General features: G+C 67.4%; 17 protein-coding genes and 1 pseudogene. 11 read left to right on the top strand and 7 right to left on the bottom strand.

Going from position 1 to position 18,972, the window contains the following annotated elements:
- A pseudogene (locus ABZ803_RS22385) lies at positions 1-527 on the top strand (hypothetical protein); the annotation flags it as partial.
- 15 nt (positions 528-542) lie between these two features.
- Positions 543-800, top strand: a complete 258-nt coding sequence (locus tag ABZ803_RS22380) for a hypothetical protein (protein WP_357041308.1) — start codon at positions 543-545, stop codon at positions 798-800.
- A gap of 110 nt (positions 801-910) precedes the next feature.
- Here ABZ803_RS22380 and ABZ803_RS22375 read toward each other — a convergent pair whose 3' ends face one another.
- A complete protein-coding gene (locus ABZ803_RS22375) occupies positions 911-1,321 on the bottom strand; it encodes a hypothetical protein (protein WP_357041305.1) in 411 nt (136 codons plus the stop codon).
- Between the two features lie 105 nt (positions 1,322-1,426).
- Here ABZ803_RS22375 and ABZ803_RS22370 point away from each other — a divergent pair, with 105 nt between their 5' ends.
- Positions 1,427-2,410 carry an o-succinylbenzoate synthase gene (locus ABZ803_RS22370; RefSeq protein WP_357041302.1) on the top strand — a complete coding sequence of 328 codons (984 nt, stop codon included), beginning with the start codon at positions 1,427-1,429 and terminating at the stop codon, positions 2,408-2,410.
- A gap of 95 nt (positions 2,411-2,505) precedes the next feature.
- On the opposite strand, the gene ABZ803_RS22365 is transcribed toward ABZ803_RS22370, so the two are convergent.
- Together ABZ803_RS22365 and ABZ803_RS22360 are read right to left on the bottom strand one after the other, a co-directional pair.
- A complete protein-coding gene (locus ABZ803_RS22365; RefSeq protein ID WP_357041369.1) occupies positions 2,506-3,018 on the bottom strand; it encodes a TIGR04338 family metallohydrolase in 513 nt (170 codons plus the stop codon).
- 160 nt (positions 3,019-3,178) lie between these two features.
- Complete coding sequence (locus ABZ803_RS22360) at positions 3,179-4,024, bottom strand: DUF2786 domain-containing protein (protein ID WP_357041299.1); 846 nt, start codon at positions 4,022-4,024, stop codon at positions 3,179-3,181.
- Positions 4,025-4,146: 122 nt separating this feature from the next.
- Between ABZ803_RS22360 and ABZ803_RS22355 the strand changes: the two genes are divergently transcribed.
- The 6 genes from ABZ803_RS22355 to ABZ803_RS22330 all read left to right on the top strand — a co-directional run bounded on the left by ABZ803_RS22355 (position 4,147) and on the right by ABZ803_RS22330 (position 10,958).
- Entirely contained in the window at positions 4,147-5,448 is a 1,302-nt protein-coding gene (locus tag ABZ803_RS22355; protein ID WP_062975824.1) for an ABC transporter substrate-binding protein, read from the top strand.
- A gap of 131 nt (positions 5,449-5,579) precedes the next feature.
- Complete coding sequence (locus ABZ803_RS22350) at positions 5,580-6,521, top strand: sugar ABC transporter permease (RefSeq protein WP_357041366.1); 942 nt, start codon at positions 5,580-5,582, stop codon at positions 6,519-6,521.
- The gene (locus tag ABZ803_RS22345; protein ID WP_357041296.1) at positions 6,521-7,414 is read left to right on the top strand and encodes a carbohydrate ABC transporter permease; all 894 of its coding nucleotides are present in this window, start codon (positions 6,521-6,523) and stop codon (positions 7,412-7,414) included. The genes ABZ803_RS22350 and ABZ803_RS22345 overlap by 1 nt, the downstream gene beginning before the upstream one ends.
- 123 nt (positions 7,415-7,537) lie before the next feature.
- Positions 7,538-9,814 (top strand): transglycosylase domain-containing protein, encoded by a 2,277-nt coding sequence (locus ABZ803_RS22340; protein WP_357041293.1) that lies wholly within the window; start codon positions 7,538-7,540, stop codon positions 9,812-9,814.
- A gap of 250 nt (positions 9,815-10,064) precedes the next feature.
- Positions 10,065-10,523: a GyrI-like domain-containing protein gene (locus ABZ803_RS22335; protein WP_040871176.1), complete on the top strand. Its 459-nt coding sequence runs from the start codon at positions 10,065-10,067 to the stop codon at positions 10,521-10,523.
- A gap of 9 nt (positions 10,524-10,532) precedes the next feature.
- Positions 10,533-10,958 (top strand): GyrI-like domain-containing protein, encoded by a 426-nt coding sequence (locus ABZ803_RS22330; RefSeq protein WP_040871177.1) that lies wholly within the window; start codon positions 10,533-10,535, stop codon positions 10,956-10,958.
- A gap of 68 nt (positions 10,959-11,026) precedes the next feature.
- Here ABZ803_RS22330 and ABZ803_RS22325 read toward each other — a convergent pair whose 3' ends face one another.
- From ABZ803_RS22325 to ABZ803_RS22310, 4 genes are all read right to left on the bottom strand, one after another.
- Complete coding sequence (locus ABZ803_RS22325) at positions 11,027-12,127, bottom strand: inositol-3-phosphate synthase (protein ID WP_040871179.1); 1,101 nt, start codon at positions 12,125-12,127, stop codon at positions 11,027-11,029.
- The gene (locus tag ABZ803_RS22320) at positions 12,120-12,677 is read right to left on the bottom strand and encodes a PadR family transcriptional regulator (RefSeq protein WP_040871180.1); all 558 of its coding nucleotides are present in this window, start codon (positions 12,675-12,677) and stop codon (positions 12,120-12,122) included. The genes ABZ803_RS22325 and ABZ803_RS22320 overlap by 8 nt, the downstream gene beginning before the upstream one ends.
- 113 nt (positions 12,678-12,790) lie before the next feature.
- Positions 12,791-13,588 (bottom strand): DUF1707 domain-containing protein, encoded by a 798-nt coding sequence (locus ABZ803_RS22315; RefSeq protein ID WP_357041288.1) that lies wholly within the window; start codon positions 13,586-13,588, stop codon positions 12,791-12,793.
- A gap of 3 nt (positions 13,589-13,591) precedes the next feature.
- Positions 13,592-14,683, bottom strand: coding sequence for a DUF1707 domain-containing protein (locus ABZ803_RS22310; protein WP_357041285.1), 1,092 nt, complete (start codon positions 14,681-14,683; stop codon positions 13,592-13,594).
- A 113-nt stretch (positions 14,684-14,796) separates the two neighbouring features.
- Here ABZ803_RS22310 and ABZ803_RS22305 point away from each other — a divergent pair, with 113 nt between their 5' ends.
- Both ABZ803_RS22305 and ABZ803_RS22300 read left to right on the top strand, forming a co-directional pair.
- Positions 14,797-15,216, top strand: a complete 420-nt coding sequence (locus ABZ803_RS22305) for a DUF5318 domain-containing protein (RefSeq protein WP_040871200.1) — start codon at positions 14,797-14,799, stop codon at positions 15,214-15,216.
- Between the two features lie 694 nt (positions 15,217-15,910).
- A complete protein-coding gene (locus ABZ803_RS22300) occupies positions 15,911-18,103 on the top strand; it encodes a transglycosylase domain-containing protein (RefSeq protein WP_357041363.1) in 2,193 nt (730 codons plus the stop codon).
- Positions 18,104-18,972: the final 869 nt, after the last annotated feature.

The raw sequence follows: 18,972 nt of genomic DNA, 5'->3' as shown, positions 1-18,972 counted from the left end.
CGGTCGGGCCGCCGAAAAAGGATCCGGTCGAGTTACCCAAGATCGAGCATCCCGAAGGCATTCCTAAGGTTGACCTACCACGGGCGGATATCGACACGATCGGCCGCTACACCGGCGACAGCGCACCACTCAACACCGCTATCCGATCCGGCGACAATCTGACACCCGCGCAGATAGCCGAGCGTGATGCCATGAATGCCGCATTGGATAAGTGCCCCGTCTACGAAGGACAAGTCACCCGGCGCGTCGACCTCACACCCGAACAACTGGCACAGTATGAGCCGGGTTCCACGATTGTCGAACCTCCGTTCACCTCCGCATCCGCCACCTCCGCAGCGGCGAAGGACCGCACGGTCGAAATGGAGATATGGTCGATAGACGGTCGCTACATCGGCCACCATTCGAGCGTTCCCGAAGAACTTGAAGTCGTGTTCAAAACTGACACTCCGTTTCGTGTGGTCGACAAATTCCCCGACCCGGAGACGGGGCGTATTATAATTCAAATGCGCGAAATGCCAAGGCCGTAGAAAGGAAATAGCGAAATGCCGAAAAAGATCGATGGAAAAATCTTTTACGCACCCGGTGAATACCCGTATGACGACGATATTTCAGACGAAGAGCTGGCGAAGATCAAAGCGGGATTCGAGGCGGCCAGGGCGCGCCGCAACGCAGTACCGGAAGATCAGCGAATCCACTTGCGCGACCGATTCGGCGACGAAGACGCACTAGGCACCGACCGTGAAGCCGCGTACCTGGCCGAAGTGGAGGAGCGAAAGAAGCGCGGCGAGTACTGGGGATGACCGACTACCCCGAACGACAGCTCCACTGACCATCCGGGGGAGGGAGGAAAGGACATGCAACAGCGACAGGTGGCGCGCAGCGGCGCACCGCCACCCGGCATCTCGGCGGTTCAGTTTCCCGGGTAGACCCGGGACGCCAGGGCGAGGCCGCCGCCGAACGAGGCGACGATCAGCACGATCGCAAGCACCGGCCAGTACCACATGTACCAGCGCTTCACCGCGGCCAGAATGAGCATCCCGGTCACGCCGACGATCGCGAACGCGGTGCCGCCCCAGGACACCACGAAGGCCCAGCCCAGGTAGTCGGTGCGGCAGTTGTCCGGCCCGCACGGATCGGTGGCGAAGGCGAAGAAGACGGTGAAGTAGGCCGCGGCGAGGCCGAGGACCGCCGCGACGCAGTACAGCACGACGGCGAGCACGACGTCCCAGGTCCGCACCGCCCGCTGCCCGGCGGGCGGACGTGCGGGCCCCTGCGGCATGCCGTAGGGCGGCCAGGGCTGCGGGGTACCGGTCCGGATCATGACGCCAACGATCCCGCGTCGGTCGCGCGGGCGACTCCGGGAAACTACTCGAGTCCGCGTGCGCAATCCCCGATCCGCGGCGGCGGCCGAATAAGCTGGGCGGCGATGAGCGACTCCGCAGCGCAGAACATCGTCTACGCCATTCCGATGCGCACCCGTTTCCGTGGCATCACGGTGCGCGAGGGAATGCTGATCCACGGACCGCTCGGGTGGGGCGAGTTCTGTCCATTCCCCGAATACGACGACCGCGAGGCCGCCGCCTGGCTGGCCACCGCACTGGAACAGGTCACGACGGGCTGGCCCGAGCCGGTGCGCGATCGCATTCCGATCAATTGCACCGTCCCCGCCGTGGACCCGGAGCAGGCGCACGCGATCGTGGGCCGGTCCGGCTGCCGCACCGCCAAGGTGAAGGTCGCCGACCACCCCGACTCGCTCCCCGAGGATCTCGCCAGGGTGGAGGCGGTACGCGACGCGCTCGGCCGCAACGGCGCGATCCGGGTCGACGCGAACGCGGTCTGGGATGTCGACACCGCCGTGCGCCACATCCAGCGGATCGATAAGGCCGCGGGGGGCCTGGAATATGTCGAACAGCCCTGCCGGACGATCGAGGAACTCGCCGCGGTGCGCCGCCGCGTCGACGTCCGCATCGCCGCCGACGAATCCATCCGCCGCGCCGAAGACCCGCTGCGGGTCGCGGTCGCCGGGGCCGCCGACATCGCCGTCCTCAAATGCACACCGCTCGGCGGCGTCCGGCGCGCCCTGCAAGTGGCGGAGGCGGCGGGACTGCCGTGTGTGGTCTCCTCCGCGCTCGAGACCAGTGTCGGCCTCGCCGCGCAACTGGCGCTGGCCGGCGCGCTGCCGGAACTCGACTTCGCCTGTGGTCTCGGCACTTTGAGCCTGCTCACCGGCGATGTGACGCCGGGCGCGCTGCGCGCCTCGGACGGTTATCTCCCCGTCCTGCGCACCCCACCCGAGCCGGATCCGCAGCTGATGGAAAGCCATCGACATCCCGATGCCGACCGCACCGCGTGGTGGCAGGAGCGGCTGGCCCGCGTCAGCGCCCTGGTCCACCAGGCCCCGCCCACATGAACGCGCGAAACCACTGGCCTACCGCGCATCGTGCACGCGAGTTCTCTGCCCGCCCAGCAGGGCACCACCGAGTGGTCTTCCGCTGAACGGCGGCCTTACCCGATCCGTGCCCCGCAGCCGAGCATTGTCGTCCGCAAGAGCAACGCCGCCTCAGGACCGATAACGCCGTCGACCAGTTCCACATAGCGGTCGCAGAACTCCGGACCGTGCGCGGCCACCGACTCCGGGGCTGACTCCAGGTGATGCGCCAGTTCGTGCAGGATCACCAGTTCCCGCAGCGCCCAAGCGGTGCCGCCGGTGTGCAGCGGAACCGCTAACACGTTCCCGGCCGCCTCGTAATGCGCGGCGGTGGTCCCGGCCCGCGAGCGGACGCGCACCGCCACGGCGGCCCGGTCCCATCGCGCCCGTATCCAATTGAGGGCCAGCACCTTGTCCGCATAGCTCTGCACGGATTCCACCGAGGCGAAGCGTCGCTCGATCGGCAAGGTGAGCTGCGAACCGTAGAGTTCGACGGTGCGCGCACCGTGCTCGTCGGCGCGATCGAAGACCCCGCGTACCAACTGCTCGGCGTCGTATACCTTGGCGCGCTGGCTGTCGCGCACCGTCATGGTCGCCAAGCCGATCTCGCGACAACGGGCACCAGCCGGTTACCGAAACCCGCCGATGCCTCCGATGCCTCCGATGCCTCCGATGCCTCCGATGCCTCCGATGCCTCCGACGATCGCGCGCGGCGACGCCCGCCCGCACGCCCGATGTTGTGCACGCCGCTCAACCGCCCTCGGGGGAACTCAACTTCCGCCGGGCAGCCGGGAGTTCGGGCGAGGTGCCGATCCGTGCGGCCCGGCCCGCGCGATCCCCCGCCGCCCGCGCCGCCGCCGAATGCCCCGCCGACGCCTGCGGCCCGCGCCAGGTGCCGCGCGCCTCCGACGTCTTGGCGTAGAAGTCTGTGAGTTCGATCTCTTTGGCGCGCAATGCCAGCGCCGTGCCGGTGGCCTCGGCTTCCCGTGGCAACACCTCCGCTTCGACCTCGGCCTTCACCTCGGTCAGCCGCCGCCCGATCCGCGCGGCGAACGCCATCTGGAAGTTCAGCCGTGCCGTCACACCCGCGACCGGCGCCTGCACCCGGCGCCGGACCGGACGACCCCATCGCTTCTCCACCACGATCTTCTCGACGGTGGCCGATTTGTAGGCGCCCGACTTGATGTACTGGTCGGACGCGCGCACCATCTGCACGAGCAGGCTGGCGTAGAGCGCCTCGCAGGTATCGATGTCGGAGTCGAATCCATACGCGTAGACCTGCGTCGAAGTACGGGCGACATCGCAGCGCACGTCGTTCGCCGCCGCGATCGCGACGAACAACTGGACGTAAGTCCGCAACCCGCGCTTGCCCGGCTCACCGATCGGAATGACCCGCTGCACCGGAGTGGGCCTGCGCTCGCGTCCCGCGATGTGCGCCCGCGCCACCGCGAGGTCGATGGACGATTTCGTGGCCAGGCGCTGAGCCGCGGCCAGAAACGCTTCGGCCTCGTGCTCGTTGTCGGTGGCCTCGGCCTTGCGCAGCAGCCCACCGATGCGCGTGAGCATCCGATCGGGAACCGCGTTCGGCGAAGTCATCGCGCCCCAGCCTAGCGAGAGACTTACCGCCACTGTCCCGCACTCCGGATCGACACCATGTATCTTGCCTTGTGCACCGGCAGGGTGTGCTGCCGCTCACGAATGATCCTGGAGTGTTTGCGATGGCTGTGAAGAAGGTGTCGTCCCTACGTTCGTCGCTGGTGCCGCGAGCCGCGGTGGCGGTCGCCTCGGTCGGGCTGCTGACCGCGACGTTCACCAGCGCCTGCTCCAGCGACAGCGGCGGCAGTCCGACCAGCCAGAACCTCACCGGTCGCGGTCCGATCACCTATGTCGAGGGCAAGGACACGACGGAGACCGGCGCGGTCAAGCAGCTGATCGAGCGCTGGAACGCCGCGCACCCGGACGAGCCGGTGACGTTCAAGGAACAGTCGAACGACGCCTCGCAGCAGTACGACGACCTGGTCGAGCACATGCGGTCCAAGCAGTCCAACTACGACGTGGTCGCCTTGGACGTGCCGTGGACCGCCGAGTTCGCCGCCAAGGGCTGGATCCAGCCGCTGAAGGACTCCTTCACCATCGACACCAGCGCGCTGCTCTCCCCGCCGGTCGCCAGCGCCACCTATAACAACACGCTCTACGCCGCGCCCCGCAACACCAACGGCGGCCTGCTGTTCTACCGCAAGGACTTGGTGGCGAACCCGCCCAAGACCTGGAACGAACTGCTCGCCCAGTGCCCCATCGCGCGCCAGCAGAACATCGGTTGCTACGCGGGCCAGTTCGCGCCCTACGAGGGCCTGACCGTGAACGCGGCCGAGGTGATCAACGCCTATGGCGGCAGCTTCGTCGGCGCCGACGGCAAGACCCCCACGGTGAACAGCGCGCAGTCCCGCGCCGGTCTGAAGGTCCTGGTCGACGCGTACAACAACGGCGACATCCCCAAAGAGGCCATCACCTTCAAGGAGCCGGAGTCCAGCAACGCCTTCGCGCAGGGCAAGCTGATGTTCCTGCGCTCGTGGCCGTCCACCTTCGGTGACGTCGGCGGCGAGGCCTCCGCGGTGAAGGACAAGTTCGCGGTGGCCCCGCTGCCCGGAGAGAACGGCGTCGGCGCCTCCACCCTCGGCGGCTACAACGCGGCGATCAGCGCGTACTCCAAGAACAAGGCCACCGCGCTGGACTTCCTGCGCTTCCTGATCAGCGAGGACGCCCAGCACATCGTCGCGGCGGGTGCACTGCCCTCGGTGCGTGCGTCCATGTACGACGACCCGGCGCTGATCGCGAAGATGCCGTACCTGCCCGCGCTCAAGGACTCCATCTCCAGCGCGGTGCCGCGCCCGGTGACACCGTTTTATCCCGCGGTGAGCAAGGCCATCCAGGACAACGCTTATGCTGCGTTGAACGGAACCAAGTCCGTCGACGACGCGATCACCGGGATGCAAAAGGGCATCGAAACCGCCGGATCGTGAGCGGTTGAGCGCAACGGACCCGACGAACCCGCAGGAGAGAAACGGTGTCGGATCCTTCGGGAACGGCGACTAGCGTGCCGAAAGACGACGAGGTCGTTCCGGCCGGGCGCGGCTTCGCCGCCAGGACGGCCCTGGAATTGCGACGATCCGGGAAAGCCTGGGTGTTCGTCACGCCCGTGCTGATCGCGCTGGCGGTCGTCATCGGGTATCCCGTGATCCGGGCGCTGTGGATGTCCTTCCAGAAGGACCCCGGCCTCGACCCGGCGACCGGCATGTTCGTCGAGGGCGGCAACGCCGGGTTCGCGAACTACACGCACTGGCTGCTGCAGCAGTGCCAGGTCGCCACCGGCGAGACGGTGGCCTGCCCGACGGGCAACCTCGGCTCGCAATTCTGGGTGGCCGTCGGGGTCACCCTGTTCTTCACGGTCGTCACCGTCGCGCTCGAAGCGACGCTCGGCCTCGGCATGGCCATGGTGATGGGCAAGACCTTCCGCGGCAGGGCGCTGCTGCGCGCGGCCGTGCTGATTCCGTGGGCCATCCCCACCGCCGTCACCGCGCGGTTGTGGGAGTTCATGTTCCAGTACGACGGCGTGGTGAACCGCGTGCTCGGCACGCACATCCTGTGGACCTCCGACGCGTGGCCCGCCCGGTTCGCGGTGATCGCGGCCGACGTCTGGAAGACCACGCCGTTCATGGCGCTGCTGCTGCTGGCCGGACTGCAAGTGATTCCAGCCGATGTGTACGAGGCGGCTCGCGTCGACGGCGCGTCGGCCTGGCAGCGGTTCACCCAGATCACCCTGCCCCTGTTGAAGCCCGCCCTGCTGGTCGCGGTGCTGTTCCGGACCATGGACGCCCTGCGGATGTACGACCTGCCCGCGATCATGACGCTGGGCAACCCGTCCACCCGCACGGTGTCGATCCTGGTGGTCGATCAGGTCCGGCAAGGCCCCAACAGCGCGGCCGCGTTGTCCACGATCACCTTCCTTTTGATCTTCGCAGTGGCGTTCGTGCTGGTGAAGATCCTCGGCGCGAACGCGGTTCGCACCCAGGAAGAACAGCGGGAGGCGCACTGATGTCCGTGCAGACGGCGCAAAAACCGGCGACCGACAAGTCCGCCGCGCGGCCGGTTCCGTGGACCAAACGACTCGGTTCGGTACGCCTGTACCTGGGCGCGCTGATCGTGCTGGTCTGGGGTCTCGCGCCGTTCTACTGGATGGCGGTCACCGCGTTCCGCGACCCCGACTACACCTTCGACAACACGCCGTGGCCGACGCACGTCACGCTGGAGAACTTCCGCAACGCGTTCGACACCAGCCGCGGCAACAATTTCGGCAAGGCGCTGGTCAACAGCATCGTCATCGGCTCCATCACGACGGCGATCGCGCTGGTGATCGGCGTGCTCGCCGCGTACGCGCTGGCACGGCTCACCTTCCACGGCAAGTACGTGGTGTCCGGCCTGATCCTCAGCGCCTCGATGTTCCCGGTGGTCGTGCTGGTGACCCCGCTGTTCCAGCTGTTCACCAACCTCGGCTGGATCGGCGAATACCAGGCGATGATCATCCCGAACATCTCGTTTGTGCTGCCGATGACGGTCTACATCCTCGCGTCCTTCTTCGCCGAACTGCCGTGGGAACTCGAAGAAGCCGCCCGGATCGACGGCGCCACCAAGTTGCAGGCGTTCCGCCTGGTGATGCTGCCCTTGGCCGCTCCCGCCGTGTTCACCACCGCGATCCTCGCGTTCATCGCCGCGGTCAACGAATACCTGCTCGCGCGTTTGCTTTCCAGCGACAAAACCGAACCGGTCACCGTCGCGATCGCCCGCTTCTCCGGCAACAACCCGCTGGTCCAGCCGTACGCGGCGATCATGGCGGCAGGCACCATCGTCACCATCCCGCTGGTCGTCATGGTCCTGCTCTTCCAGCGCCGCATCATCTCCGGCCTGACCGCGGGCGGCGTGAAGAGCTGAACCTCGCGTGCGGACGGGCCGGAAAGTGGAAAGCCGCTTGTGAGAGAACACGGTAAACTCTGGCTTTCGACGCTCTTTTCCGTTCGTTCGTGCAGGTGAGTTCGTCCGGCGCTCCGGGAGGAGATGATCGTGAGCTCGTTCCGCAAACCGCGAGGACGTGGACGCGGCGCCAAGGGGGCTCCCCCGACCGCACCGTATGCCTCGATCGCGGGCTGGACGCAGCGGCCGGACGCGGCGAAGCGGAACGCACGCGAGCGTCGCGAACGCGCGGCGGCCCGACGGAAAACACGGCCGCCCACCCCGCGTCCTGCGCAGCAGGATCGCCCGCCGCGCAGTAGAGCCGAACGTATCCGTCGCCTGCTGCTGGCCTTGTTCATCCTCTTCGGCGTGGTGCCCGCGCTGCTGTCCGTCCTGGCGTACTGGAGCGCCGAGATCCCGGATCCGAATGCGGTGCAGACGAATCAGATCGCGACCATCTTCGCCTCCGACAGCAGCACCGTGCTCGCGAAAATCGTTCCGCCGGACGGAAACCGGACGCCGGTCCCGTTGTCCGATGTGCCACGGCCGGTACGCGACGCGGTGCTGTCGGCGGAGGACCGCAATTTCTACACCAATCCCGGTTATTCGACTTCCGGCTTCCTGCGTGCCGCACGGGACAACCTGCTCGGCAAGGACAACGCGGGTGGCGGCTCCACGATCACCCAGCAATACGTCAAGAACGCGTTCCTCGGCTCCGAGCGCACCGTCACCCGCAAGATGCGCGAACTGATCATCGCGGCGAAGATGGCGCGGCAGTGGAGTAAAGACGACATCCTCGCGGCGTACCTCAACACCATCTACTACGGCCGCGGGTCCTACGGCATCGCCGCGGCGGCCAAGGTCTACTTCGACAAACAGGTCGACCAGCTGACCCTCGCGGAGGGCGCGGTGCTCGCGGCGCTGATCCGGACGCCATCGATCCTCGACCCGGAAACCCACCTCGCGGACCTCAAAGCGCGCTGGCGCTACGTGCTCGACGGAATGGTGGAGATGGGCGCGCTGGCGCCGGGCGACCGCGACGCGACCGTCTTTCCGCCGATCATCCCACTCACCCAGATCCCGGATGACAATGTGACCCGCGGCCCCGAGGGCCTGATCCGCAACCAGGTGGTGCGCGAACTGCGCGACTCCGGCATCAGTGAGCGCGACTTGAACAAGGGCGCGTTGCAGATCACCACCACCATCGACACCAGGGCGCAGCAGGCGGTCCTGGGCGCGGTGCGCGACCGGCTCGGTGCGCAGCCGCCGGAACTGCGCGCCGCGGTGGTGTCGATCGACCCGCGCTCCGGCGCGGTACGCGCGTACTTCGGCGGCTACGACGGTATCGGCTTCGATTTCGCCCAGGCGCCGTTGCAGACCGGATCGGCGTTCAAAGTCTTCGCGGCGATCGCCGCGCAGCAGCAGAGCATTCCGCTGTCCCGCGTGTTGGACAGCTCCCCCGTCACCGACCGCGGTACCCGGATCACCAACGTGGACGGCGAATCGTGCGGCAAGTGCACCATGGCGGAGGCGCTGAAGCGCTCGCTCAACACCAGCTATTACCGATTGACCATGACGATGTTCGACGGCCCGCAGGCGATCGCGGACGCGGCGCACGCGGCGGGCATACCGGAGGAACTGCCGGGCGTACCGGGCAAGACCCTCACCGAGGACGGGGGGCGACCGCTGAACGGGATCGTCCTCGGGCAATATTCGGTCCGGCCTATCGACATGGCCTCGGCGTACGCCACGATCGGCGCGTCGGGCGTCTATCACCGGCCCTATTTCGTACAGCGCGTGGTGACCGGTGACGGGCGGGTGCTCCTGGATCGCGGCCCGGACCAGCAGGTCGGTGAACAACTGCCCGAGGGCAAGCAGAGCATCCCCCGCAGGATCGCGGAGAACACCACCGAGGCGATGCTCCCGATCGCTGCCTACTCCAACGGGCACGCGCTGAAGAACAACCGTCCCTCGGCCGCCAAAACCGGTACCACGCAACTCGGTACGAGCGATCTGAACAAGGACGCGTGGATGATCGGGTTCACCCCGTCGCTGTCCACGGCGGTATGGATCGGAACCGAGCAGTCCCAGCCGATCCGCACCGCGCGCGGCGCCGACATCTACGGCTCCGGCCTGCCCGCCGACATCTGGAAACAGGTGATGGACGACGCGCTCGACGGCACGCCCATCGAACAGTTCCCGGGGACGCAGGCCCCGGACCGGCCGAATCAGAACAAGCCTCCCTCGGGCGGCCCCTACGACATCCTCAATCCGCCGCAGCAGTCACCGCAGCGCGAACCCGCCGTGATCATCCCGTCCAGCCCGCAACCGCCCAGGGAGGTGGAGATTTTCCCGGGCCTGAGCATTCCGGTTCCTGGATAGCGATGATGCTGTGACCTTCCGTGGCCCGGCGGAACGCATGACATGGCAGCATCGTTTGCCAGAGTGAGAGCGAACAGCGAGTGCGTCGGAACGGGCCGACGCCGAAACCGCGGAAACGATGCGGAAGGATATGCGCTCGAGCGACGACAGCGCGGCGCGAGCGGCGGGCCCGGAGGCGGTAGCCTGCGCACCATGGAGGGCACCGGGAGCGACGCCAATTGAAGACAGACGAGACATAGGGGCTACGCCGGTGGATTTCAATGTCGTTGACCAACCCGAGACGCTGGTGGCGGGAACAGTGCTTCGCAGCCCCGCGCTCGCGGTCGAGGGGCCGCGCCGCGCGAAAGTCGAAGAGGCGTGGAAGCGCAACCTGGCTCGCAAGCTGCCCGGACCGCCCACCACGGCGTACGTCGACCACGCGCCGGAGATCAATTCGTACCTGACCCATATCGTCGGCTACCGCTGCCACAGCTTGGCCGACCTGCAGCCCGGCGACGTGCTCGCCCGGGTGCCCGCCGGGCGCTTCGCCCGGTTCATCGCCAGCGGCGACAATCTCGGCGACACCATTGTGAGCATCTGGCGAGCGGTCTGGGACGCGGAGGCCGCGGGGCGGCTCCTACGCGCCTATACCGGCGACTGGGAACACTATCCGGACGCGCGAACGGTGGAAGTCTTCGTGGCATTGGCAGACGATCAGGGCAACGGGTAGGAACAGACAGTGGACTTCGAGATCGTCACTTTGCCGCAGAGCATGGTCGCCGGCCTGACCGTGCCGCTGGCCGGCCGTGAGGTGACCGCGCGTGACCTCGACCTGGTGAACTTCACGTGGGACCGGTATCTGGCGCGGGAGAAGACCGTGCCGCGGGTGGCCGCCTACATCGGCCAGAACGATCACGCCGTCGCGGTGCTCGGCTACGAGATCGGCGGGATGGACGAGTTGGACCCCGGCGATGTGCTCACCATCGTCCCGCAGGGCCGCTACGCCAAATTCGTCGTCGCCGACAAGCCCTACGACCTGCTGCGCACCGCCTGGGCGCAGGTGGCGAAGGCCGAGAACGCGGGAACCATCACCCGCTCCCACACCGCCGAGGTGGAGCGCTACACCGGCCCGGCGTCGGTGGAGGTCTACGTCTCCCTGGACTAGCGCGGACGTCGTACCAACGCAGCCGGCCGGAGGCATCGCCTCCGGCCGGCTTGCGTCGGTCTGCCGAATTACTCCGCGCCGATGATGAAAGCTTCCAGCTGGGTGCGCGCGATGTCGTCGGCCAGCTGCTGCGGCGGGGACTTCATCAGGTAGGCCGAGGCCGGGATGACCGGTCCGCCGATGCCGCGGTCCTTGGCGATCTTCGCCGCGCGCACCGCGTCGATGATGATGCCTGCGGAGTTCGGCGAGTCCCACACCTCGAGCTTGTACTCCAGGTTCAGCGGCACGTCACCGAAGGCGCGGCCCTCCAGGCGGACGTAGGCCCACTTGCGGTCGTCGAGCCAGCCCACGTGATCGGACGGGCCGATGTGCACGTCGTTGGCGCCGAGCTCCTTCTTGAGGTTGCTGGTGACGGCCTGGGTCTTGGAGATCTTCTTCGACTCCAGGCGCTCACGCTCGAGCATGTTCTTGAAGTCCATGTTGCCGCCGACGTTGAGCTGCATGGTGCGGTCGAGCTGCACGCCGCGATCTTCGAACAGCTTGGCCATCACGCGGTGGGTGATGGTCGCGCCGACCTGGCTCTTGATGTCGTCACCGACGATCGGGACACCGGCCTTCGTGAACTTCTCCGCCCAGACCGGGTCGGAGGCGATGAACACCGGCAGCGCGTTGACGAACGCGACACCCGCGTCGATCGCGCACTGCGCGTAGAACTTGTCGGCTTCCTCCGAACCCACCGGCAGGTAGGACACCAGCACGTCGACGTTGTTGTCCTTCAGCACCCGCACCACGTCGACCGGCTCGGCCTCGGACAGCTCGATGGTCTCCGCGTAGTACTTGCCGATGCCGTCGAGGGTCGGACCGCGCTGCACGACGACGTCGCTGGGCGGCACGTCGGAGATCTTGATGGTGTTGTTCTCGCTGGCGAAGATGGCCTCGGCCAGGTCGAAGCCGACCTTCTTCGCGTCCACGTCGAACGCGGCGACGAACTTGACGTCGCGGACGTGGTAGGGCCCGAACCGCACGTGCATCAGACCGGGAACGGTCGCGGACTCGTCCGCGTCCCGGTAGTACTGCACGCCCTGGACCAGCGAAGAGGCGCAGTTTCCCACACCTACGATGGCGACGCGAACCTCTGTGGCGTTGTCAGCCTTCTCGATGTCACTCATGGCCGGTATTTCCCTCTTTCTGTGGTGCCGCCTTCGTCGATTGCTCCGCCGCAATCAACTCGTTGAGCCAGCGCACTTCGCGCTCGCTTGATTCGAGTCCGAGTTGATGGAGCTGCCGGGTGTAGCGATCCAGCGAACCGCTGGCCTTCTTGATCGCCTCCCGGAGCCCCTCTCGGCGCTCCTCGACCTGACGCCGCCTGCCCTCCAGGATCCGCATCCGCGCTTCCGCGGGGGTGCGGCTGAAGAAGGCCAGATGAACGCCGAAGCCGTCGTCGGTGTAGTTCTGCGGTCCGGTGTCGGCGAGCAACTCGCTGAACCGCTCCCGCCCGGCCGGAGTCAGTTGGTAAACCCGTCGCGCACGGCGGGTCGTCGCGCCCGCGGGGATCTCCTCGGCGATCAACCCGTCCGCCTGCATGCGGCGCAGCGTCGGGTAGAGGGATCCGTAGGAGAAGGCACGAAACGCCCCGAGCAGGCCGGTCAACCGCTTGCGCAGTTCGTAGCCGTGCATGGGCGCTTCGAGGAGCAGCCCGAGGATTGCCAGCTCGAGCACCGGGCTTCACCCCCTGACTGTTGTACAGACCTAACCGATGGATGCGACTATCCACTATATCGGAGCGATACATCTGTGCACAGACGGCGGCCGGGAAAGGGCGTTGCGTCGCTTCAGCGAGAGGCGGGGAAGACCGCGACCGGCTCGCCCGCGAAGGTGACCTTCGCGTACCCGGTCGCGCCGCCTTTGCATTTCACGTAGATATTCGCCACGGGACCGCGATCGGCCGCGTCGGGTGTGTCGAACTCGAGGCCGACGTGGCTGATCTCGCCGTCCGGGCACCGCACCGTCTGCCGCGCGCCGGCCAGCAGCCGGGCGATGGCGGGCACGTCGACGGCGGCGAGGTCGAAGGTGCGCGTCCCCGTCCTGCGCTCGGAGGTCCGCGAAGTGCCGAAATCGCCGTCGTAGCGGTAGTCGCCGGTCTGGGCTTCGTTGCCGGGCTGCTGCCGGTCCACGATGGCGTACTTCGGGTACAGCGTGACATCGTCGGCGATCAGGTCGCCGAACTCGGCCCGGTACTCCGCGAGGAAGTAGGCCAGGCCCGCACCGGTGGTCATATCGGGGACCTTCTCCGACGACCCGGGCAGATCGATGCCGCAGCGACTGATCGCGCCCACCATCGCACCGGCGACCAGGGCGGCAGCGATCGTGTAGACCGGCGCCAGCCAGCGCCGCGGCCGCCTGCGGTCGACGCGGACCACCGGGGCGTTCGCGAGTTCGCCCGGAATCTGTAGATCCCCGATCAGCGCGTCGAGTTCGCCGAAGGATTTGGCTCGCATCGCCTCCGCGGTCCGCGCGGCGTGCTCGCTCGCGGTGAGCTGGCCATCGGCCAGCGCGGCGTCGAGCAGGCCGCAGACATCGGCGCGGTCGGTGTCGCGGGCGCGGATGCCGCTGTATCGGGTCGTCGCCATCGCCTATCCCTCGAACGGCCGGACGAGGCGGATCTCGCCCGCCGGGGTCAGCGTGAAGTAGCCGTTCTCCCTGGCCGGGTTGTTCACATAAACGGTGACGGTCGGTTCGACGGAGCCCCGGTTGCCGTCCGCTCGCACCATGAAATGCGACACGGCGCCGCCCGGCACCCGGGTGATCGCGGCCGCGTCGGCGAGCGCCCGGCCGATCGCCTCCGCGTTCAACGTGCCCAGGTCCACCGAGGGTGTGTCGGCCTTGCGCGTCTCGATCCTCCCGGACTGGGCGAAACCACCGCGGTAGTCGTAGGAGACCTTCCGGTTCGCCTGGCCCGGCACCGCCCGGACGAGCGTGGCGTAATTTTCGTGCATATACAGCTCGTCGACTCGAAGGTCGCCGAATTTCCGCTGGTAATTCTGTAGGAATGTGGCGATTCCTTCGGTGGTGTGTGGGCTCGGCGTGGGGATCACCAAAGGCTGCACCGCCCCTTGGTCCAACACGGGCAGGGCCTGCGCCGCCGGTCGCGGTGCCTCCGCCTCCCGGGTGACCGCGAGATATCCGGCGCAGGCGGCCAGCACCGCGGCCACGGTCACCGCACCCACGTACCACTGACGGCGACGTGAACGCGGCGGCCGCGGCGCGGGGGCGAGATCGCGGGCCCGTTGCAAGTCCGAGACCAGATCCTTCAGATCGCCGAGGGTGCGCGCCTCCGCGGCGAGTTCGGTGAGGGCGTCGTGCTCCTCTTCGGACAGCTGGCCGTCGGCGCGGGCGGAGTCGAGCAGGGAGCGAGTAGTGGCGCGATCGGCATCGCGCGCCCGGGTGTGATCGGAATAACTCCCTCCGGATGCCGAGCGGCGCAACACTTTTCGCGTGCCCGACGAGCGCTGCGCGGTGAACCCGCGCGCGGCGGCGGGGGTTTGCAGATCCGTGGTGAGCGCGGCCAGTTCGCCGAGCGTTTTCGCCGCCGCGGCCTGCGCGATTCGGTCGTGGTACTCGTCGGCGCCGAGTTGGCCCTCGGCGTAGGCGGCATCCAGCAGGCCGGACGCGGTGGCGCGGTCGAGGTCACGCGCTCGCGTGCGCCCGGATGCTGCGGAGGACACAGACGGATCGTAATCCGGATAACGGCGCGACGCGCCGGATCCGGCGCCCACCGGAGCCGGTCAATCCGCACAGCCCGGGGCGGCCCGATTCCAACACCGCTACTCTGGTTCTCGTGCGAATTCAGCGGCAAGTTGTCGACTACGCCCTCCGGCGCCGGTCGCTGCTGGCTGACGTCTATGCGGGCCGAGTCGATGTCGCCGAGGTGTGTGATGCGAATCCCTACCTCTTACGTGCGGCGAAGTTCCACGGTCGGGGGAGTGAGGTCACATGCCCCATCTGCCGGAAGGAACAACTGACCCTCGTATCCTGGGTCTTCGGCGACGGCCTCGGGCCGGTCGCCGGTTCGGCTCGCACACCCGAGGAACTCGTGCGCCTCGCCGAGACGCGCGAGGAGTTCTCGGTCCATGTCGTCGAGGTATGCAGGACCTGCAGCTGGAATCATCTGGTGCAGTCCTATGTGCTCGGTTCCACGCCTGCGCCGCCACGCCGCCGCACCGGGACACGCGCGAACCGGCGCACCGCCGCCGAATGAAGTGCCAGGTCATTCGCCCGTCGGGTGACTCGCGGAGCCGGCATGCGTCCGCCGCGGTGACGACTACCGCTGATAGCCACTTGGACCGCTACGAGTTATGGAGATCTTGTCAGTGAATTCGCCCTACGAGACTTCCCCCTACGGCGATGAGCCACATGGCGGCCGTCCTCCACAGAGTTCACGTCCAAGTCCCAATCCGTACCAGAATCCCCGTCCCGGCCCGCCGCCTGGCGCCCGGCCGGTTCCGCCGCCCGGGGGGCGTCCCATCCCCGGTGAGCCACGCGGCCCACAGGCGCCGCGCCGTCCGGGGCCCCCGCCGCAGGGACGACCGCCGCAGGGTGGCCGTCCGCCGCAGCCGGGCAGGCCGCCGCAGCCCAATCGCGGCGCGCCCGCCGGCGGCGCTTCCGCCCCGCAGCAGACCCAGCGGATCCAGCGGCCGGGCTCGCTCACCGAGGCGGTGGCCGACCGCGACCGTCGCGGCCCCTCCACCGGCCCGCGACCGGCCACCGGCGCGCGTCCGGCGGTGGACCGTGAGGGACGTCGCGTCCCGGGCAGTGGACCCTCCACCGGCGAACGCAGGCAGACCGCGGGCGGCCCGCCGTCGGGTCCGCCGCCCCGCCGTGGCGGCGGCAACGGTGACGGCTCCGACGGGCCGGGCAGGCGCCCGGCGCAGAAGAAGAAGTCGCCGTGGCGCATCGTGCGGCGCACCCTCTACGTCCTGATCGCGTTGGCCATCCTGCTGCCCAGCGGCATCTTCCTCGCCGCGTACACCACGGTGTCGGTGCCGCAGCCGGGAGACCTGAAGACCAACCAGGTGGCGACCATCCTCGCCTCCGACGGTGACACGGTGATCAGCAAAGTGGTGCCGCCGGAGGGCAACCGGACCGACGTCACCATCGAGCAGATCCCGCCGCACGTCCGCAACGCGGTGATGGCCGCCGAGGACCGGGACTTCTATACCAACCCCGGCTTCTCGATCTCCGGCTTCGCGCGTGCCGCCAGGGACAACGTCCTCGGCAAGGAGAGCGCGGGCGGTGGTTCGACGATCACCCAGCAGTACGTGAAGAACGCGCTGGTCGGTGACGAGCACTCGCTGACCCGCAAGATGCACGAGCTGGTCATCTCGGCCAAGATGGCGCGGCAGTGGAGCAAGGACGAGATCCTCGCGGCGTACCTGAACACCATCTACTTCGGCCGTGGCGCGTACGGCATCGACGCGGCGTCCAAGGCCTACTTCGGCAAGCCCGTGCAGGAACTGACCGTCGCCGAGGGCGCGGTGCTGGCCGCCACCATCCAGCTGCCCTCCAGCCTGGACCCGGAGAAGAACCCGGAGGGCGCGAAGACACGCTGGAACTACGTGCTCGACGGCATGGTCTCCGCGGGCAACCTGAGCGCGGGCGAACGGCAGAGCCTGCAGTACCCGCAGGTCGTGTCCCTCGCCTCGACCCAGGACAAGGAGCAGGACTCCGGCCCCGAAGGCCTGATCAAGACCCAGGTGCTCAAGGAACTCGCGGCGGCGGGCATCAGCGAGCAGCAGCTGAACACCGCGGGACTGCAGATCACCACCACGATCGACCCGAAGGCGCAGCAGGCGGCGGTCGACGCCGCCACGTCGAAGATGCAAGGCGAGCCGGAGCAGCTGCGCACAGCGGTGGTCTCGATCGATCCGCACACCGGCGCGGTGCGCGCCTACTACGGCGGCAGCGACGGCCAGGGCTACGACTACGCCAACGCCGGTCTGCAGACCGGTTCGTCGTTCAAGGTCATCGGCCTCGCGGCCAACCTGGAGCAGGGCATTCCGCTGTCGCAGATGTACGACAGCTCGCCACTCACGGTGAACGGCATCAAGATCACCAACGTCGAAGGCGAGCAGTGCGGCATGTGCACCATCGCCGAAGCGCTGAAGCGGTCGCTGAACACCAGCTTCTACCGGATGCAGCTGGACATGCAGAACGGTCCGCAGAAGATCGCCGACATGGGTCACCGGCTGGGCATCCCGGACACCATTCCGGGTGTGGGCAAGACCCTGACGGAGTCGGACGGTTCCGGGCCGAACAACGGCATCGTGCTCGGTCAGTACCAAGCCCGGCCGCTGGACATGGCCTCCGCCTACGCGACGCTCGCCGCCTCCGGCGTCTACCACGCGCCGCACTTCGTGACGAAGGTGGTGACCGCCGACGGCCAGGTGCTGCTCGATCGCGGCGAAGTGGCCGGTGAGCAGCGCGTCTCGGCCGCGGTGGCCGACAATGTCACCGCCGCGATGAAGCCGATCGCCGGCTGGTCCCGCAACCACGGGCTGGCCAACGGACGCGAGTCGGCAGCCAAGACCGGTACCGCGCAGCTGCTCGACACGGGCGAGAACAAGGACGCCTGGATGGTCGGCTACACCCCCTCGCTGTCCACCGCCGTGTGGGTCGGCAGCGTCGACAACTCTCCGCTGCGCAACTACAGCGGCGGCATGATCTACGGTTCGGGTCTGCCTTCCGATATCTGGAAGTCGACCATGGACGGCGCACTGTCGGGCACCCGCAACGAGACGTTCCCGAAGCCGGCCCCGATCAAGGGCCAGGCCGGTGTCCCCGAGTGGTCGGCGCCCTACACCCCGCCCACCACCGTCGACTCCCCCCTGCTTCCGCCGGTCGTGGTCGCGCCGACCCAGGTGGAGATCCTGCCCGGCATCACCATCCCGGTGCCCGGCGTCCAGCCCGCACCGCAGCAGCAGCGTCCGCAACAGCAACGCGAATCCGACGCGGGCCCGCTGCCCGGCCAGCCGGTCGCACCGACCGACGGTTCCTCGCCGACAGCCACGAACGCACCCCGCGTGGGCAATAACGGAAACGGCAACGACGCAGGGACGACCGGGGCGCCCCCGACCCGGGGCCGATAGCCCGGGAGTCACGATCGATCGGCAGTCGGCGAAAGACCAATTGGAACTCGTCGACTGCCGAATCGTTCAGGTCAGCCAATCAATAGCCAACCTTGCTTCCGGGGCGATCAGATACTCACCGACCTTCGGCGACACTTTCTTCGTGATCATGCCGCTCGGTAAAACAGCCCTATCGCCAGTTCTATGCATACCCGCGCCCCGGACAACGTATAACTGCCACTACCGAGAGTGGTTTTCCACGATCGGAATACCGCACTCATCGGAGCAAATAAATTCTGCCCGGCGTATTTCCCAACCGAAGGTAAGAGAAGTAATCAGATCAGAATGTTGCGCTCGGGTGGCGACCGGACGAGCCACCTGATCCGTTACAGCCCTGGCCGGTCAGCGATCGCTGGCCAGGGCTGACGCGGAGGCAGAAATCAAGCCGGAGTGATGTACCAGAAACCATTGGGGTCCTGATAGCACTTCTCCCTGACACCCGCCCAGCTCAGACATTCAGTGAACTTATAGTATCCCCGCAGGACGACATACGTTCCATCCGATATCTGCACACACTTGTCCGGAATACCTTTCCACCCCAGACACTCCGAGTAGGACGAATACCCAGCGGTGGCGTTTCCGGCAAGTCCGACCAGCACCGCTCCAGCGACAGTCAGCGAGACAAATAATTTCTTGAACATGCCCACCCCGTTTCGAAGTAGACGCGTCAGCATTGCGCGTCAACCGATCGGAATCATAACACTTACGCCATTAGCTAGGAAGAGAATCAACCTCTCGCAGCTTAGTGTGCGACGCGCGGGCGGCAACGCCTAGGAGACCGGAGACGAGTCGATCCGGACCGTGCGGCGCCCTCCGGGTAGCCTCGGGTT

The sequence above is a fragment of the Nocardia sp. NPDC047648 genome (assembly GCF_040642815.1).
GTDB lineage: Bacteria > Actinomycetota > Actinomycetes > Mycobacteriales > Mycobacteriaceae > Nocardia > Nocardia gamkensis.
The sequence above is the reverse complement of the archived record's forward strand: the minus strand, read 5'-3'. Positions and strand labels throughout refer to the sequence as shown.

Bases quoted from the DNA above. Each gene is read 5' to 3' on its own strand.
- ABZ803_RS22380 (WP_357041308.1), top strand. From the start codon at position 543: ATGCCGAAAAAGATCGATGGAAAAATCTTTTACGCACCCGGTGAATAC.
- ABZ803_RS22375 (WP_357041305.1), bottom strand. From the start codon at position 1,321: ATGATCCGGACCGGTACCCCGCAGCCCTGGCCGCCCTACGGCATGCCG.
- ABZ803_RS22370 (WP_357041302.1), top strand. From the start codon at position 1,427: ATGAGCGACTCCGCAGCGCAGAACATCGTCTACGCCATTCCGATGCGC.
- ABZ803_RS22365 (WP_357041369.1), bottom strand. From the start codon at position 3,018: ATGACGGTGCGCGACAGCCAGCGCGCCAAGGTATACGACGCCGAGCAG.
- ABZ803_RS22360 (WP_357041299.1), bottom strand. From the start codon at position 4,024: ATGACTTCGCCGAACGCGGTTCCCGATCGGATGCTCACGCGCATCGGT.
- ABZ803_RS22355 (WP_062975824.1), top strand. From the start codon at position 4,147: ATGGCTGTGAAGAAGGTGTCGTCCCTACGTTCGTCGCTGGTGCCGCGA.
- ABZ803_RS22345 (WP_357041296.1), top strand. From the start codon at position 6,521: ATGTCCGTGCAGACGGCGCAAAAACCGGCGACCGACAAGTCCGCCGCG.
- ABZ803_RS22340 (WP_357041293.1), top strand. From the start codon at position 7,538: ATGATCGTGAGCTCGTTCCGCAAACCGCGAGGACGTGGACGCGGCGCC.
- ABZ803_RS22325 (WP_040871179.1), bottom strand. From the start codon at position 12,127: ATGAGTGACATCGAGAAGGCTGACAACGCCACAGAGGTTCGCGTCGCC.
- ABZ803_RS22315 (WP_357041288.1), bottom strand. From the start codon at position 13,588: ATGGCGACGACCCGATACAGCGGCATCCGCGCCCGCGACACCGACCGC.